The sequence below is a fragment of the Micromonospora sp. NPDC007230 genome, from assembly GCF_042869115.1.
Taxonomy (GTDB): domain Bacteria; phylum Actinomycetota; class Actinomycetes; order Mycobacteriales; family Micromonosporaceae; genus Micromonospora.
This window is the reverse complement of sequence record NZ_JBIAFE010000002.1, coordinates 350,049-367,275: the sequence shown is the minus strand read 5'-3', so window position 1 is coordinate 367,275 and position 17,227 is coordinate 350,049. Positions and strand designations below refer to the sequence as shown.

The window sequence follows — 17,227 nt, the reverse complement described above, 5'->3', positions numbered from 1 at the left end:
CTCAGCGCAGCGTCCACCCGTGTACCGGGCCGTTACGTGGCAGGGCGAGTGGGCGCCGCGCCGTCGGGCGGGCGTTGCGGCTGGCCCGGCCGTTCCAGAACGGCGGCAACCGCCACATCGAGTGCATGGTCGTGTGGCCGTCGAGCGGGAAGGTGTCCCGGTGGCGGTATCCGTGCCGCCAGAACAGCTCACGGTCGTCGTCGGTGACGACGTCCGCATATGTCGGCAGGCTCAGCGTGTCCATCCAGCGCTGCGCCGCGCTGAGGACGGCCGCGGCGCGACCCGACTCCGCCGGGCCCGGCGCGGCCAGCAGGGCCAGATGGTTGTGCGGCTCGGTGGGCCGCCGCGCCGCGAGGTTCCGACCGAGCAGGAGGAAGCGGTCCGCGTGCGCACCGCACGCGTCGGCGAGCCGGTCGGCGTACCGGGCCGGGGGCGGGATCGGCCGGTAGCGGTGGAACCAGACGGTCGCGGCCGTGCCGTCCGGGAGCAGGAACGCGTCGCCGAAGAGCAGCGCGTGTTCGATCCAGATCCGGGCCACGGCGGTGAGGATGGTCGGCCGGCGCCGCTCGTCGGGGACGAGCCAGGCGCCGAGGTTGGCGGGCGCGAGGGCCTCGGTGACGAGATCGGCGATCCGGCCGATGTCGCACCACCGGGCCCGGACGACGGGCATGGTCACGTTCATGGGTAACTCCTGGTCACCATCGTGATCGGGTACGTCGATTGGGAGTGCCGGCGTCATCGCGGGCCGGCACGGGCCACCAGGGGCCGGCAAGGCATACGGGTACGCGGAGGTCACCGGTGCCGCACGGACGGCACGGAGCGGCCCGCCGGTCAGGCGGGCCGGGTGCCCGGGCGGGGCGAGCGGGAGGGGAGAGCGTCGCCACCGGTCGGGTGGCAGCGGCGCCCGGTCAGGCTGGGCGGGGTCCATACCGACGTGGGGGCGTCGGCCGGGCTGCCGTGGACGGTGCCGGACGAGCCGGATCCGCTGGTGCCGGGGGTGGGCGTGGCTGGCGCGGAATCCGCGTCCGGCCCGGGCGGGCGCGGCGCGTCCAACCCGGCGAGGCGCGGCAGGGACGAGAGCTGTGTCGTGGTGTGCCGGTCCGTCGGGGCGCTGGTGGGTGCGAATCCCGAGCCGGGTCTGGCCGGGGCGGCGACCGGCCCCGCGGCCGGCCCGGTAGCCGGCCCGACGCCGCCTGGGCCGGCGCCCGGCATCGGGTCGCCGACCGGGCCGCCGGGCGGCGTCGTCGCGGGTGGTGCCGTTGGTGGCGGATCCACGAGGTCGGTCACCGGTTCGAGGACCTCGAGCACGGGATCCAGGGGCTCGAGCACCGGTTCCAGCCCTTGCCAGATGGGCGAGAGAACCGGGGCGAGTGGCTCGGTCACCGGACGGAGGGCGTCGGCCACCGGGGTGAGCACGCCGGCCCGCACGGGGTCGGTGACCGGCCGTAGCGTGTCGGCCACCGGGGTGAGCGCGCCGGCCCGCACGGGGTCGGTGACCGGCCGTAGCGTGTCGGCCACCGGGGTGAGCACCCCCGTCCGGACCGGGTCGGTGACCGCGCCCAGGGCGCCACCCACGGGTGTCAGCACGTCCTCGCCGAGCAGCCCGGTGGTCGGGCGGGGCGCCTCGGCCGGCTTCGGTGTGCCTGCCGGTGCGGCTGGCTCCACCTGGCGGGCCGGTGGGGCGGATACCCGGCCCGGTCGGGCCGCGGCCCCGTCCGGGGCCGGATGGCTGGGCACCGCCGGGGTCGGCGGCGGCACCGGGCGGGAGGCAGGTGCCGCCGGCGGGGCGGGTGGGGCCGCGACATCGGTCGGCGCTTCCGGTGCAGGTGGGGGTGTCACCGCTGCGAGGACCGGGCGGAGGACGCCGGTGAGCAGGTCGACGGCAGCGTCCACCGGCGCGGCGTCCACCGGCGCGGCGGGCGGCCGGTCGGCGGCGTAGGCGGCCGCGGTGGTGGCGGCCTCGTGAGCGCCCCAGGCCCCGACGACTCCGCCGAGCAGGAGCCCGAGGCGCAGCGCGACGCGCGTCCACCGCCCGCCTCGTCGACTCATCCCAGCGCCCCTCCGACCCCCGGCCATCGCCAGCGATCAACGTCCGTACTCTACCGAACGCGGTCGATCGATCACAGCCTGCGGCTGATCGGAATCGGGCGCGTCGCACCGCGGTGAGGCGTGGCCGACCCGGCCGTTGGGTACCACCGTGGCCATGAGCACGCGCACCGCTGACCGCCCCGGCACCGAACCGGCCACCCAGGTGGCCGGCGTCGTCGCGGTCGTCGCCCACCGCAAGAAGACCCTCGGCGGCGGCCTGGACGAGCTGCGGACCCGCTTGGTCGCCGCCGGAGTCGGCCGGCTCCTCTGGTACGAGGTGCCGAAGAGCCGCAAGGCGCCGAAGAAGATCCGCAAGGCGCTCGACCAGGGCGCCGAACTGATCCTGGTGTGGGGCGGCGACGGGATGGTGCAGCGCTGCGCCGACACCCTGGCCGGTACGGACGTGCCGATGGGCATCCTGCCGGCCGGCACCGCCAACCTCTTCGCCAGCAATTTGGGCATCCCCACCGACCTGCCCGAGGCACTCCGCACCGCCCTGCACGGCCCACGGCGCAAGCTCGACCTGGGCCGGCTCAACGGCGAGTACTTCGCCGTGATGGCCGGGGCGGGATTCGACGGCGACCTGATCCGCGACGCCGACCGCAAGCTCAAGGGCCGGCTGGGCCGGATCGCGTACGTCTGGACCGGCCTGCGGCACGTGCGCGGCGAGCTGATCCACACCCGGATCCGGGTGGACGGCGCCGACTGGTTCGACGGCGAGGCCAGCTGCGTGCTCTTCGGCAACGTCGGCACCATCACCGGCGGCATCCCCGCCTTCGACGACGCCCGCCCCGACGACGGCGCCCTGGAGATCGGCGTCTCCACCGCCAGCGGCGCCGTCGACTGGGCGCGGACGCTGGGCCGGATGGCCGCCGGACGTTCCGCCGACTCACCCTTGGTCCGGATCACCCGCGGTCGCCAGGTCCGGGTGCGTTTCGCCGCGCCCAAGACGTACGAGCTGGACGGCGGCGCGCGAGGCACGACGCGGCGGCTGAAGGTGAAGGCGGTGCCCGGGGCGCTGACCGTCTGCTGCCCCGACCCGCCGCGCTGACCCGACCGGCCCACCCCGGAACGGGCCGGGCAGGATGCGGGGCATGAACGACGACGTACGCGGATACCTCGCCGAACTGGTGGACCGGGCCCGGGCGGTGCTCGGCGACAATCTGGTCGGCGCGTACGCGGCTGGCTCGGTCGGGCTGGGCGCGTACCAGCCGGGGCGCAGCGACGTGGACGTGGCGCTGGTGGTGGCCCGCCCGCTCGACGGCGGGGCGAAGCGGGCGCTGGTGGACCGGCTGCGACACGAGGCCCTGCCCTGTCCGGCGCGCGGCCTGGAACTGGTCGCCTACCGGCGGGACGTCGCCGCCTCCGGCACGCCCGAGCCGGGGTTCGAGGTCGAACTCAACACCGGCCAGACCATGCCGTTCCGCGCCACGTACGACCCGGCGGACCGGCCCGCCGCGGACGGGCGGTTCTGGTACGCCCTCGACCGCAGCATCCTGCGCCAGTCCGGGCTGAGTCTGGCCGGCCCGCCCGCGGCCGACGTGTTCGCCGATCCCACGCCGCAGGACTTGCGCCGGCTGCTGGTCGCGGCGCTGACCTGGTGGCTGGCGCTGCCGACCCCGCCCGGGGACGGTCCGGCCCCCGGTGCGGAGGATGCCGTGCTCGGCGCCTGCCGTTCTCTGGTCCGCTGCCGCGAGGGCGTCTGGCTCGCCAAGGCGGACGCCGGGCGGCGGCTCGCCGCGGGCCCGGCCCGGCCCGGCCCCGGTCGGGTCGGCCGCGAGGACGCCGACCTGATCGGGCGGTCGATCGAGGCCCGCCGGGGCGGACCGCCGCCGAGCGGCCCCGAGGCCCGCGCCTTCCAACGCCGGGTCCTCGACGAGATCGCCGCCACGCATTGACGGAGCTCGACCCCCTACTGTAAACAAGGTGTACCGCTGAGTCGGGGAGGCCGCATGCGACGCTCGGTACCGCTGGCCACGCTCCTGCTCGCGCTCGCCACCGCCACGCCCGCCGCCGCCGCGCCGCCACCCCGGCCGGCGCCCGCACCCGCCGCGGCCACCCCGATCCAGGTCTACGGCGCCTGGCACTGCGGCAACGACTACTGCACCTGGGGCACGGCTCGCACACTGGCCGAGTTCGACAGCCAGAACCACTGGCTGATCGACCGGGGCGACGGCCGCCCGTCGGTCAACCTGGTGGTGCTCAGCTTCGTCAACCCGCTCGACCTGCTGCACCAGAGCACCAACGCCACCACCCTCGACGGCGTCCCGCGCGGCATGACCCCCGAGATCGTCGGCTGGTTCACCGCCCACGGCGTGCGGGTGATGCTCTCCCTCGGCGGCATCACCTACACCGACGACTGGAACGCCGCCCTCGCTGAGAACCCCACCCTGCTCGGCCAGCGGGCCGCCGCGGTCGCCACCCGGCTCGGCGTCGGCATCGAGATCGACTACGAGCAGAACAGCGGCCCCAACCTCGCCGGCCTCCAGTCCTTCATCGACGCCTACCGGGCGGTCCACCCGTACGACGCCAGCGGCGCCCGGCCCGAAACCCGGCTCACCATCGACGTGGCGGCCGGCGACCGGTGGTTGATCGAACTGAACCGCAAGGCCACCGCCGACTGGCTGTGCACCGACACCCCGGTCCTCGACTACGCCAACGCCATGGTGCCGGCCCGGCCCGCCTCCGCCAGCACCTCCCAGGCGAGCTGGCAGGAGCACGTCGACGGGAAGCCGCAGTACAGCCCACCGGTGCCCCCACTGGCCCCGGCCAAGTTCACCGGCGGCGCCTACCTCGCCTACGGCGGCAAGCCGCTGCCCGAGTGCGTCGACTACGCCACCTCGGTGCAGCGCGCCGCCGCCCCGTACGTGCAGAGCGTCGCCCCGCACGGCGCCGGCACCACCGCCGGCATGCTCGGCTTCATGTTCTGGGCGGCCGAACGCCCCGCCACCCGGGGCATCGGCACGGTGCCGCCGAACACCTGCGAGCGCGGCGCCGGCGCCGGGGCGACGGCGTTGGCCGTCCCGGTGCCGATGCCGGCCCTGCGGCAGAGCTGACCCGGCGGCGCCCACCGGTCACCGCACGCCCCGGAGGACCTGCCGGCGCGACCATCCGACATTGCCGCAGGTCCCCTGTGACACCTAGGCTGTGCGCGACCAGCAGACACAAAGGAGCGTCGGTGACCGAGAAGCCGCTTACCGCCCCGGCCCGCGCCGACGCGCTGGACACCAGCGTCCCGCACTCGGCCCGCCTGTGGAACTACCTCCTCGGCGGCAAGGACAACTTCGCGGCCGACCGGCAGGCCGCCGAACAGGTCCTCACCTTCCTGCCGGAGCTCGTCCAGTCGGCCCGGTTCAACCGGGAGTTCCTCGGCCGCGCGGTCCGCCACCTCGCCGGCGAGGCCGGTGACCGGCAGTTCCTCGACATCGGCACCGGCCTGCCGACGGCCAACAACACCCACGAGGTCGCCCAGACCACCGCGCCGGAGTCGCGCATCGTCTACGTCGACAACGACCCGATGGTGCTGGTGCACGCCCGCGCCCTGCTGACCAGCAGCCCCGAGGGCGCCACCGACTACATCGAGGCGGACCTGCGCGACCCGGAGCTGATCCTGGCCGAGGCCCGCCGGACGCTGGACTTCGACCAGCCGGTCGCCATCATGCTGCTCGGCATCGTCAACTTCATCGTCGACGACGAGGAGGCGATCCGCATCGTCCGGCGGCTGGTGGACGCCGTGCCGGCCGGCAGCTACCTGGTGCTGTCGCACCCGACCCGCGAAGTCAACGCGGAGGCGGTCGACCGGGCGCTGGCCATGTGGAACGACGGCGGCTCCGCCAAGATGGCCGTCCGAACCCCGGCGGCGATCGGGCGGTACTTCGCCGGGCTCGAACTCCTCGACCCCGGCCTGGTCACCTGTTCCCGGTGGCGTCCGGACGGCAACGACACCACCCCCACCTCCGAATACTGCGCGGTGGGCCGCAAGAACGGCTGAGCGCGGCGCCCGGCCCGAACTCGGGGCGGGCGCCGAGCCGGCCGTCCGGGCGCGGTGCCGGGGCGGCCAGGATCCGCGGATCAGTCCCGCACCCAGGTGAAGGTGACCCGGGCACCGGCCGGCAGCCGATCCAGGTCGTTCAGCTCCAGCACGCCGGTGACCGCGCCGAACAGCTTCGCCTTGCGCAGCCGGAGCTGCCCCTCCGGGAGTTGGTAGCGGTAGAGCCCGTTGGCGTCGGTGCGCTTGGCGTCCTGCACCGCGATCGTCCAGTCGCCGTCCTTCGCGTGCAGGCCCAGCTCCTTGCGCCAGGTCAGGCCGGAGCCCAGGGTCAGCACGAACTCCACCTCGTCGGCCGGCTTGGCGCCGGCCTCGACCCGGTAGTCGACCGCATCGTGGTCCCGGGTGATCAGCTGACCCGCCGGCAGCTCCGACCAGGCCGGCAGGTGGGAGGTGGGCAGCCGGTCACCCATCGGCAGCTTGGCCAGCGCCCCGTCCGGCACCACCCCGACCCGGTCCCAGCGCAGCCCCAGCGCGGTGAACGTGGTGGGGTCCGGTACGTGGTGCAGCGCCCCGCCGGCCACCAGGTAGACGGGATCCTTGTGCTCCTCGCGAAGCACCGTGCCCTCGATCGGCACCGGGGCCAGGGCGCGCAGCGAGTCGCGCGGCACCACCCGGACGTCGGACCAGGTGAAGCCCAGCCGGGTCAGGGTGTCCGGGTCGGGGATGTGGAAGCCGTACCCGCCGTAGGTGACGTACACCTCGGGGCGGTCGATCTCGCGGAGCAGCAGCCGGTCACCGGGCCGGTCGGCGACGTAGGCCGTCGAGCCGTCGGGCAGCTCGACCACCTCGGTCCAGCGCAGGCCCAGCCGGTCGAACTCCTGCGGGCTGGTCACCCAGAACTTCGCCCCGCCGTGCACCACGTAGATCCGCGGGTCCGAGCGGTCGCTGAGCAGCTTGCCCGCGGAGAGGTACCAAGGCACCCGGGGGGAGTAGCGCTCCACGAAGAAGCCCCGCCACTCGTCGCCGTTGCTCTGCCGCACCGCCCGATCGGCCGGGTCGTACGCGGTCTTGAACTCCAGCACGTCCTCCCGCCGGCGGAAGCGGTTGTCCCAGATGAAGATCCGGGTGCGGGTGGCGTCCTGCTCGTAGCCGTACGCCACCACCTGGTGGTCGTTGCCGAAGCCGGCCGGGTCGCGGGACTGCACCAGCCCGAGCGGCTGCGGCAGTCCCTGGTCGAGTAGTTGCTTGATCTTGGGGAACTGCTCCTCCCGGGTCATCCGGGCCACGCCGATCCCACGCAGCGTCGTCGGGTGGTCCGGGGTGCTCATGAACTGGGCGTACATCGCCCAGTTGTCCATGATGCTGGTGATCAGCCGGTCGTAGACGTAGTCGGCGACCGGGTTGCCGTCGGGCGGCAGCGCGCTGGCGTCGGGCACCGGGAGCCGCCGGTGCCAGTGGTCCAGCGCGGCGAACGCCATGCCGCCGCACCGGCCCTTGGTCTCGGTGATCGGCAGGCCGATGATCTTGATCTGGTTGACGAAGGCGTTGGTGAACGCGAAGCCGTCCCGGGCCGGACGGAAGGACACTCGCATGAGAACTCCCGAGCCTGTTCAGTAGGTGACCCGGACGCCCATCTGCGCCCAGGTGAGCCGGCCGACGATGCCGTCGTCGGTGAGCCCGCGCATCCGCTGGTACCAGCGGACGCCCGCGTCGGTGCGCTCGTCGAAGTCGACGCCCGGCGGGCCGCAGCGGCGGGCGCCGACGAACCGCTTGACGAAGGCGACGTCGTCGCCGGTGCTGCCCCGCCGCACGGTGCGGGCGCCGGGCGCGCGCCCGGGCTGCGGCGGGGGCGGCGTGGTGGCCTTGCGTAGGGCGGTGAGGGTGGCCGGACCGACGAGACCGTCCACCGTGAGCGACCGGGCCCGCTGGAAGCTGCGGACCCAGGCGATGGTTCGGGGGCCGAACGCCCCGTCGACCGTGAGTCGAGCGCCGACCCGATTGGCCAGCGTCTGCAACTCCCGTACGTCGCTGCCCTGGCACCCGGCGCGTAGCACCCGGTCGCCCAGCCGGGTCACCGCCGCGGTGGCGATGCCCCACGGCCGCTGGCTGTCCTCCAGCGCACGCTGGTGGCTGACGCTGACGTGCAGGTGCTTGTTGTGGGGATTGGTGCCGGTGTAGCGGGCCGGGGCGAAGCTGCGGACGCGGCTCCAGATCACCCGGTTGTAGATCACGTACTGGCAGGACGGGTGGGTGATGCAGTGGCGGACCACGAGCAGCGGGTCGATGCCGTCGACGTCCACGTCGATGGCGTTGACCGAGCGGTCGTCACCGTCCGGGTTGTGGTCGGAGCTGCGCGCCTGATGGGCGGCGTCGCCGATCCAGCCGTCGGAGCTGCGGTCGCGGTGCGGCCACCGGGTGTTGATCTCCTCGCGCAGCACCCGCAGGGTGGGTGCCAGATGAGCGCTCACGTCAGTGCTCCTCGTCCATGGCCAGGTCGTAGTCGACCTCGTCGCCGATCAGGGACTCCGGGTCGTCGTCCTCCTCGAAGACGGTCACCTGGTATTCCGGATCGACCGTGACGCTGTCCATTTCCGTGCCTCCGCTTTCCGTTAGGGCCGGCGCGGGCGGCGTCCACGCCGGCGGTTCACCGCTGCGCCGCGGACCGTCGGGGCCGGCCGGGCGAGGGCTGCGTCCACTGTCGAAAGCGCAGGTCAGCGCGACAAGGCATGAGTCGGCTATCGGCAAAGCGGCGATCCGAGCGGCGGCCGATCCGCGCCGATCGAGCAGCGTGGCCGCCGACCGGCGGGGCGCCGGCCGGGGATCGGGGGAGCCCCGGAAGCCGCCGGGCGGTGGTGCGCCGGCCCGATCGGCACGGCGGCCCACCGGTTTGGTCGGGCCGCCCGCGCGGTGGGCCTATGCGGGCACCTCCACGTCCAGCGGCTCCAGGTCAGCGCGGACCGCCTTCACCTCCCAGTAGAAGGTGTGCGTGGCGGCCGAGCCGTCGACGGTGCGGACCCGGAACCTGCCGTCGCGGACTCGGCCGGCGGCGAGCGGGGAGACCGGCTCGTCGCCCTCGAAGACCGGGGTGAGGTGGACGGTGCGGCCCTCGGCGCGGGTCAGCGCCTCGAAGTACGCGGGCAGCTCGACCGTGGCCGCGCCGTCGGTGAGCCGGCCCTCGCCGCGGTAGTAGACGCCGTTCTCCGGTCCTTCGAGCGCGGCGTGGATGAGCTGGCGGCGCTCGGTGGCGTCCGGCGGGTCCAGCGGGTGGTCGATGGCGAACTGCTTGGACTTGCCCTTGATGATGCCGTTGCCGGCGTTCAGGCTGATGGTGTAGCCGCTGGATTCGCTGAGACCGAGGTAGATGGCGCCGGAGGAGAACAGGTCGAAGGTGCTGATGCCGCCGCCGCTCCATGAGGCCAGGGGCGGCGTCGCCGGACCGACCACCATCTTGCCGGTCACCCGCATGTCGCCGCCGAAGGAGCTGCGGTTCTCCACCCAGAGGCAGCCGCTGTCGTTGCCGGCGACCCCACCGAAGCCGACGTACACGCCGGCGGCGTTGAGCAGGTGCAGGCGTTCCGGACCGCCGATGTGCAGCCGGGTGCCGCCGTTGATCCAGCTCCAGTTGGGCAGGGTGAGGTTCCCGTTCACCCACGCGTTGCCCTGGACGGTCAGGTCCCCGTTGCCGGTGCCGTCCCTGAACACGGTGACCCCGCCGCTGGCCCGGACCGCGAAGTTGCCCTCGGCGGTCAGGGACAGGCCGCCGCGCCCGCGCAGGGCGCTCGCGCGCAGCTCCCGCACACCGAGGTCGGCGTACGGCTTGCTGCCCTCGGCGTAGCTGAGGTTCGGCCCGTCGGCGCTGCGGTCGACCAGCTCGAAGCCCTTGCCGGCCCGGAACGACAGCTGGGCGTGCTGAATCCCCGGGCCCCAGAAGCCGAGCGCCGTGACCACCTGCCCGGCGCTCACCAGGCTGCCCTCCATGCTGCCCAGGTGCAGCATCCCGCCGCCGATGCGCAGCCGGTCGGCGCCGTACTGCTGGAACGCGATCAGGTCGTCGGGGTCGTTGTTGTTGGCGATCCGGAGGAGGGTGTTCTCGCCGCTGTACGCCCAGTAGCGGATGAACGCCTCGTCGCCCGAGCCGCCGCCCGGGTCGGTGGGGAAGGTGATGCCGGCCTGAGGCCCGGAGCCGACCGCGGGCACGATCGCGCCGACCGGCACCCGCAGCCCGGCGACCTGCCGGCCGGTGCCCTGCACGGCCACCGTGCCGCCGGTCCGGGTCACCTTGCCCAGCAGCACCGCGTGCGCGGCGTCGGTCGGGGCGGCGGCGCTGACCTTGACCAGCCCCTCCTCCGTCCACCGGGTCTCCCCGGCGGCCCCGCCCTCGTCGCGCGGGTCGGACAGGAACTCGTGGTACTCCACCCAGACGAAGAAGGTGCCGTCGCCGGGCAGCGTCGTGCGCCGGCTCTCCGGCAGCACGATCACGATGCCGTCGCTGTCGATCGCGACGCCCTGGCCGACGGTCACGTCGCTGCCGGTGGCGGTCAGCTCGAGGCCGCTGACCACCCCCATCGGCCGCAGCAGCCGGGCGGCCAGGTTCTGCCGGGCCAGCAGGTAGTCCAACGCCTGGGTGAGGTCGTCGGCGCGCAGGTACTCGTAGTCGTAGTACCGGGGCCGCGCCATCGGCAGCGGCAGGTCCTTCTTCCAGATGATCGTCATGTGTTTCTCCGCTGTCTGTGTCGGTCGCGGGCGGGTGGGTCAGCGCGGTTGGACGGTGTCGTAGCGCAGGCCGCTGGAGATCTCGCCGGCGCCGACGTGCCGGGCGCGCCCGAGCCAGAGGTGCACCGAGCCGTCGGTCCATCGGGCCAGCTGCCACTGGCGCAGCACCCGGCTGCCGGCGCGTGGCACCTCCTCCTCGGGGAAGGCCAGCTCCACCAGCCGCCCGTCCCGCTCGCGCCAGTCGAGCAGCCGGCTGTAGCCGGTCACCGCGACCGGTGCCCCGTCGCGGTTCGGCTGCTGCAGGGGGACCCGGCGGAGCCGGACCACGTCGGGGCGGTCCTGGGTCGGGCCGGGCAGCAGCGGTACCCAGTTCTCGGGCACGGTGGTGGCGAAGGCGTATGACATGGAGGGCACGTCCGCGTCGGCGTCGACCGGCGGGCGCGGCGGCACGGCGGCCCGGCCGACCTGGGCGGTGCGGTCGATGGGCCGGCCGGTGGCGCCGGTGACGGTGCGTTCGATCGCCCACGCCAGGTTGGCCATCTCGTCCCGGCCGAGGCGGACCTCCTCCACCGGGGCGGAGTCGAGGGTGGCGGCGGCGGTGGCCGGCAGGACCAGCACGTCGGTCGCGCCGCGCCCGTCGGCGGCGGCGGGCCGGAACAGGGCGGTGGACTCCGGGGCGGCGGGCACCAGGGTCTGCCCGCCGAAGGTGTCGGTGACCAGCAGCGAGCGGATCCGGGTGGCCGAGCCGACCGGCAGTTCCAGTGGCAGCAGGAAGTGGTCGTTGGCGTAGACCAGGCCGTACTCGACCACGAACATCCGGGCCAGGTCGCCGGCCCCGGCGCCGATGCCGGCCAGGTTGACCTGGGCGTCCTCCAGCTCCCAGAACCGGGTCGACGGCATGCCGGCGTAGGCGACCGGGCTGGGCAGCAGCACCTTCACCACGTCGTCGACGGCCTTGCGCGCCTCCAGCGTGGTGCCCGGCTCGTGGTCGAAGTGGTACCAGTCCAGCCGGTTCCCGTCGTACTCGTGCACGGTGAGCACCAGCTCGGCCCGGCCGTCGTGCGCGGCGACGGCCGCCTCGTACTCCATCCGCTCCCGGCGCCACGCCGACCCCTCCAGCCCGGGGGCGCTGAACAGCGGGGTGAAGTCGGCCGGCGGCCACGGCGGCTCGGCCGGCCGAGAACTGCCGGGCGCCAGCACGGCCGGCAGTTGCAGCAGGTAGCCGGGGGGTGGCCCGGCAGGCCGGGGCGGTACGCCCAGCCAGGCCAGCCAGTCCGCGACGGCCCGGTTGACGGCGCCGAGCAAACCGTCGGGCACCTGCACCTCGCGGACGAAGCGGCCCTCCGCCCAGGCCCGTAACGCCAGCCCCCCGTGCGGCACCCGACCGGCGGCGATACGTAGGTAGCCGACGGTCTCCGGGTCGGCCGCCGAGGCGCCGTCCGGCGGGGTGGCCGGCACCCGGTAGGTGTCGCACAGCCGGGGCGCGAGCTCGCCGGCATCGGTGGCGAGCAGCCGCAGCAGCTGCTGCCCGCTCTCCACGGCGAACCGCAGGTCCCCGGCGGTCGCGGCGGACTCCCGTTCCACCAGCGCCTCCCACGGCACCCCGGCGGGCAACCCGACCGCCCCGGCGTACGGGCCGGGCCGGTAGCGGGTGAACCGGGCCACCTCGGCGTGCACCCGGGCGGCCACCGGGGAGCCGGCGTCCTCGCCGGTGAACTCGCCGAGCTGCCACTGCCGGGCGAGCAGCCACAACGGGTCGGCGATCCGGGCATCCACGGCCGGCGCGAGGTCGGCCCGGCGGGTACGCGGCTCCAGCCGGGTCCAGGTGGTGACCGACGGCGCCTCGGTGGCGGTCAGCGGCTGGTCCACGGTGGTCATGAAGGCTCCTGTCCGCCTTGCGGCGTCAGCGTCGCGTCCGGCACGAAGTCGGTGGTGGTCGTGGTCTCGGCGACGTTGGTCGGGAAGTAGAGGGCGGGCAGGAACTGCCCGGCCGCGCCGAGGGAGTCGACGTCCACGGCCCGGGCCACGGCCAGGTCCAGCGCCTCCTCCAGCACCTGGGCGAGGCTGGCCGGCTGCCAGCTCGTCGCCCCCTGCGGCGCCAGCCCCAGCAGCACCGCCTGCGGGGCGGCGGCGCCGGGTGCGTCGTACTCGAAGGTGAGGCCGGTCTGCACCTTCCCGGCCGGCACCACCTCGGTCCACTCGTCGACCACCAGGCCCTGTACGGGGCGGCTCGGGTCGATGTCGCCAGGGGCGACCACGACCAGGGACAGCGGTTGGGTGTTCGCCTTCGGCGGGGCCTCGCCGACCCAGCGGTCGCCGGGGGCGTACGGCAGCTGGGCCACCCGGACGGTGGCGGGCACCTTCACCACCTCGCCGGCGTCGAGCGCGTCGGCGGTGGTGAGCACCTCCTGCAGCCGGCCCACCGCCGGGCGGACCCGGCCGTAGCGGGACAGCCAGCGGCGTACCGGATGGGGTGAGCCGCCCTGTAGCGCATCGCTGGCCCCGAGCGCGGCGGCGAGCGGCGCCGGCTGCGGTGCCGTGGCCTTGGGGAACACCGGCATGTCCGGGCCGAGCAGGGCCCGCAGCCGGGCGATCTGCGCCTCCCGGCGGCGGTCCGGCGGCGCGTCGGGCCGGTCGAAGTCGGTGGTCGGGTTGCAGGTGCAGCCGCCGGGCGGGCACGACGGGCGGTTGTGCAGCTCGGCGATCACGCGGCAGTGCGCGGCGAGCCGGCGATCCAGCTCGAAGCGGCTGGTGGCGGCGGTGTCGGCGACCGCCCGGGCGCTGCCCGGGCGCTTGGGTGGGGGCACCGCGCCGACCACGCCGAGACCGGCGGCGACGGTGAGCAGGTTCCGGGCGCTGGTCTCGTCCCAGCCGGCGGGCGGCTCGGCGGGCAGCGCGGCCAGCCCGGTGGCGATCCGCCGGGCCGCCTGCCAGGTCTCGTCGGCCTGTGCCTTGGTGCTCTCGTCCACCTGCGGCGGGACCGACGGGTCGGTGCCGAGGTCGGCGGCGACCACCGGCCGGGATCGGCCGTACAGGTCGCGCAGCACGGTCACCGCGTGCAGGAACTCGGCGAGGCTGACCCGGTCCAGCGGCCAGTCGGGCTGCCGCTCGTAGTCCAGTTCGAGCGTCCAGTCGTCGCCGACCTCGGCCGGCCGCAGCGGCCCCCAGGCGTCCAGGGCGATCCGCCGGTCCAGCTCGGCGTCGTCGGGCCGACCGGGGTGCGGCGGCGCGGCCAGCAGGTCCACCGCCGGGGTCTGGATCCGGTCCAGGCTCGCCGGCCGCCAGACGGTGGCGGTGATCCCGTCCGGCGCGTGCCAGCGGTAGCGCCAGAACACCCGGAACGAGGGCGGCAGCAACACGGAGGTGAGTTCGTCCACGGCGGCCCCGGCGATGCGCGGGTGGTCGCCGCGGGCCGCCGGCCAGTCGTTGCGGAGCCGGGCGAAGCGGGTGTCGTCGTTGATCAGCAACAGCACCCGGTGGGTGATCGTGGTCCCGGTGACCGGGGTGCGGGTGACGTGCAGCTCGGGCGGGTTGGTGGCCGCGCCGGAGGCGGCGTCGACAGCCGCCGCCGCCCGGTTCATGTCGCCGAGGGCGAGCTGGTGCACGCTTTCGGCGAGCAGGGTGTCGGCCACCGCGTCGACCGCGTCGGCCAGCTCGGTGAGGACCTCCGTGACGGCGGCGCGGGCGGTGGCCGGCAGGGCGCGGATCCGGGCGTCGAGGGCACCGGCCTGGTGCAGCCGGTGCAGCTCGAGGCCGTCCACGGTGGCGGCCGACTCGACGGTGGCGGCGATCGTGGTGCGGCCGTCGTCGGTCGCGTCGACGCGGTGCGCGCGGACCGGGGCCAGCGCGCGGAACGTCGGCAGGAACTGGTCCCACGGGCCGGTCGGGTGGTCGTGCAGGCCGCGCTCGAAGCGGTAGCCGAGCAGCGCGCCGAGGCTCTGCCCGGCGCGTACCCCGTCGAGGACCTGCTCGGCGAGGCGGACCCGGCGGGAGGAGAGCTCCACGGCGAGTGCCGGTTCGCCGCCGTGCGTCCGGGAGGCGCTGCGCAGGATCGCGGCGGTCACCGCCTGGGCCGGGGAGGGGGCGTGCACGTGCCCGGCCCCGGCCGGGGCGACGGGCAGCTTCGGCGGCGCCACCGACTCCGGGATGTCGGCCGGGCGGTCCACCAGGGTGGGTGCCCCGGCCGGCGCGAGGTCGACCAGCCAGCCGTAGCCGCCGACGTGTACGCCGGGCGTCGGCCCGCCGGTGAGCTGGGCCAGCCGCCGGGTGGCCAGCGAGGTGATCCAGGCGTCCAGCCGGTGGCTGGCCAGCCCGAGCGTCCCCGCCACGTGCCGTTCCAGGTCGGCGGCGGGCAGCCCGGCGTCGAGGGCGTCGCGCAGCCCGGTCAGCGCGGTGCGGAAGGACCGCAGGTCGGCGGTGGCGCGGACCTGCCGGGGGTCGTCCCGGACGCCGGCCAGGTGGTCGCCCACCGTGTCGGTGGTGCCCGGCACCGGCACGGCCAGCCGCCGCCGCAGCACCCCGGTACGGTCGCGCGGGCGGACGTCCACCAGCTCCGGCTCGGGGATCTCCGCAGCCGCCGGCAGCGCCGCCTCGGCGGCGAAGGCGTTCGCGGCGGCCGAGTGTTCGGCGATCAGGGCGGCCCGCAGCAGCCGGTGGAACAGCGGCACGGGGCCGTCGCCGGGGCTGACCGGGATCGCGTCGCCGCGCAGCCCGACGGCGGCCAGCGCGTCCAGGTACGCCCGGACCCGGCCGGCGCGGGGTCGCCCGGGCCCGTCGAGCAGCGGGGTGCCCAGCGCGTACGCCTGCTTGGCGAAGACCGCCAGGGACAGCCGGGGGTCGGTGGGGCCGCCCAGCCCGACGGCGGCCAGCAGGTCCCGGGCCGGTTCCACCACCTGCTCCCGCCAGTCCGGCCCGAGGCCGAGCCGGGCGAAGCGCCACAGCCAGCTGACGTATTCGTTGCCGAGCATGCTGCGGGCCCGGACCTCCAGCACCCGGGCGTCGGTGGCGAGGATCTCCAGCAGGGTGCCCTCCGGGTCGCGCAGGCCGGGCACGATCCGCGGGACGGGGGAGGGCAGCCAGATCCGCCGCCACAGGTTGTTCAGCAGCGCCACCGCCTTCGCCTCGCCCGGCCCGGCCGGCTGCCAGTCGCGCAGGCTCGCCACCGGCAGCAGCCCGTACGGTTGCCGGCCCACCCGCAGCGTCGGCAGTGGGCCCTCGGCGTGCACGTGGTCGACGAAGTGGGCGCGTACCGCGGCCTGCTCGGCCGGGGTGGCCACCGGCAGCAGGTGCCGCAGCAGGCCGCCGAAGCTGGCCGGCCAGAGCACCCGGCGGACCAGCCGGCCGGTGGGGCGGTCGACGGCGGTCGCGCCGCTGCCCCGGGCCAGCGCGGTCGGCGCGCCGGTGCGGGCCGGCCGCCGGCGGGCGGCGGCGAGCGCGTCGGCCGGGGCCGCGGTCAGCGGGACGCCGAGCGCGGTGGCGACCAGGGCGGCGGCGGTCTCCGGCGCGGCGGCCTCGGCGGCGCTGTCCGCGGTGGCTACCGCCGTCACGGTCGGGGTGGCCGCCGGGGTGTCCGTGTCGGTGTTGTTGGTGGGGGTGCCCGGGGCGAGGAACGCCAGCCCGTCGGTGGCGGCGTGCGCCTCCAGCAGCCGGCCCAGCGCCGCGGCGGACCCGGCCGGGCCGGTGGTGCTGTCCAGGCCGAAGACCAGCAGCCGCTCCACCGGCTCCGGCTGGCCCTTGGCGTCGACGGGGACGGTGACGGTGAGCGCCATGCCGGCGGCGACGGCGGTGCCGAAGTCGACCGTCCAGCGCATCCCGTCGTCGACCGGGGGCGCCTCGGCGGAGAGCCGGGCGATGCTGCTGTCGCCGGTGAGCACCGGGCTGGGGCCGACCGGGAGGTCGGGGGTGACCGAGGTGGACGTGCCGGTGAACAGCTTGCCGCTGGTGGTGCGGCCGACCGCGTACCACCGGGTGGGCAGCAGCCGGGCCCGGGCCGGTTCGCACCACGGGCCGGGGCGGGTGAGCGGGTCGGGGAAGACGCCGCCGGCCGGTTCCAGCACCCGGGCGATCCACGCCGCGCGAGGCGCACCGAAGCGGCGCACCAGGTCGCTCCAGGCCGCCTCGTCGGGGGTGTCGGTCAGCCCGCCCGGCCGCCCTTCCCCCCAGTACGCCCGCCCGGCGGCGATCTCCTCGGCGGTCAGCCCGGGCTCGTGGTCGTCGACGTGGATCTGGTCGGGATAGACGCGGATCTTCAGGGTGGCGCCGGCGAACCGGGTCTCCAGGCGTACCGGCAGCATGACCGCCGGGGCGGTGGGGGTAAGCGTCCACGGGGTGCCGGTGAGCGCGCCGGACAGCGGCGGCCGGTCGGCGGCGTACGACGAGGTGCTCATGCCCTCACCTCGCTCCGCTCGGCGCCGGCATGAGGCACCTCCGCGCTGT

The 17,227-nt window shown here is 75.3% G+C and carries 11 protein-coding genes; 4 read left to right on the top strand and 7 right to left on the bottom strand.

What is annotated here, in order from left to right; genetic code table 11:
- Window position 1 precedes the first annotated feature (1 nt).
- On the bottom strand, window positions 2–682 hold the full coding sequence (locus ACFYML_RS04600) for a hypothetical protein (RefSeq protein ID WP_387419293.1): 681 nt from the start codon (window positions 680–682) through the stop codon (window positions 2–4).
- 149 nt (window positions 683–831) lie between these two features.
- A complete protein-coding gene (locus tag ACFYML_RS04595) occupies window positions 832–2,049 on the bottom strand; it encodes a hypothetical protein (protein WP_387419292.1) in 1,218 nt (405 codons plus the stop codon).
- A 154-nt stretch (window positions 2,050–2,203) separates the two neighbouring features.
- Between ACFYML_RS04595 and ACFYML_RS04590 the strand changes: the two genes are divergently transcribed.
- The 4 genes from ACFYML_RS04590 to ACFYML_RS04575 all read left to right on the top strand — a co-directional run bounded on the left by ACFYML_RS04590 (window position 2,204) and on the right by ACFYML_RS04575 (window position 6,079).
- Entirely contained in the window at window positions 2,204–3,139 is a 936-nt protein-coding gene (locus tag ACFYML_RS04590; RefSeq protein ID WP_387419291.1) for a diacylglycerol/lipid kinase family protein, read from the top strand.
- A gap of 43 nt (window positions 3,140–3,182) precedes the next feature.
- Window positions 3,183–3,986: a nucleotidyltransferase domain-containing protein gene (locus ACFYML_RS04585; RefSeq protein WP_387419290.1), complete on the top strand. Its 804-nt coding sequence runs from the start codon at window positions 3,183–3,185 to the stop codon at window positions 3,984–3,986.
- 54 nt (window positions 3,987–4,040) lie between these two features.
- Window positions 4,041–5,144: a hypothetical protein gene (locus tag ACFYML_RS04580; RefSeq protein WP_387419289.1), complete on the top strand. Its 1,104-nt coding sequence runs from the start codon at window positions 4,041–4,043 to the stop codon at window positions 5,142–5,144.
- A 122-nt stretch (window positions 5,145–5,266) separates the two neighbouring features.
- Window positions 5,267–6,079, top strand: a complete 813-nt coding sequence (locus ACFYML_RS04575) for an SAM-dependent methyltransferase (protein WP_387419288.1) — start codon at window positions 5,267–5,269, stop codon at window positions 6,077–6,079.
- An 80-nt stretch (window positions 6,080–6,159) separates the two neighbouring features.
- Here the strand turns inward: ACFYML_RS04575 and ACFYML_RS04570 are convergent, their stop codons facing one another.
- From ACFYML_RS04570 to ACFYML_RS04550, 5 genes are all read right to left on the bottom strand, one after another.
- Window positions 6,160–7,671 carry a hypothetical protein gene (locus ACFYML_RS04570; protein ID WP_387419286.1) on the bottom strand — a complete coding sequence of 504 codons (1,512 nt, stop codon included), beginning with the start codon at window positions 7,669–7,671 and terminating at the stop codon, window positions 6,160–6,162.
- Window positions 7,672–7,689: 18 nt separating this feature from the next.
- Window positions 7,690–8,547: a peptidoglycan-binding protein gene (locus ACFYML_RS04565; RefSeq protein WP_387419285.1), complete on the bottom strand. Its 858-nt coding sequence runs from the start codon at window positions 8,545–8,547 to the stop codon at window positions 7,690–7,692.
- A 445-nt stretch (window positions 8,548–8,992) separates the two neighbouring features.
- A complete protein-coding gene (locus tag ACFYML_RS04560; protein WP_387419284.1) occupies window positions 8,993–10,792 on the bottom strand; it encodes a hypothetical protein in 1,800 nt (599 codons plus the stop codon).
- Between the two features lie 39 nt (window positions 10,793–10,831).
- Window positions 10,832–12,670: a hypothetical protein gene (locus ACFYML_RS04555; RefSeq protein ID WP_387419283.1), complete on the bottom strand. Its 1,839-nt coding sequence runs from the start codon at window positions 12,668–12,670 to the stop codon at window positions 10,832–10,834.
- A complete protein-coding gene (locus ACFYML_RS04550) occupies window positions 12,667–17,178 on the bottom strand; it encodes a hypothetical protein (RefSeq protein WP_387419282.1) in 4,512 nt (1,503 codons plus the stop codon). The genes ACFYML_RS04555 and ACFYML_RS04550 overlap by 4 nt, the downstream gene beginning before the upstream one ends.
- Window positions 17,179–17,227 lie beyond the last annotated feature (49 nt).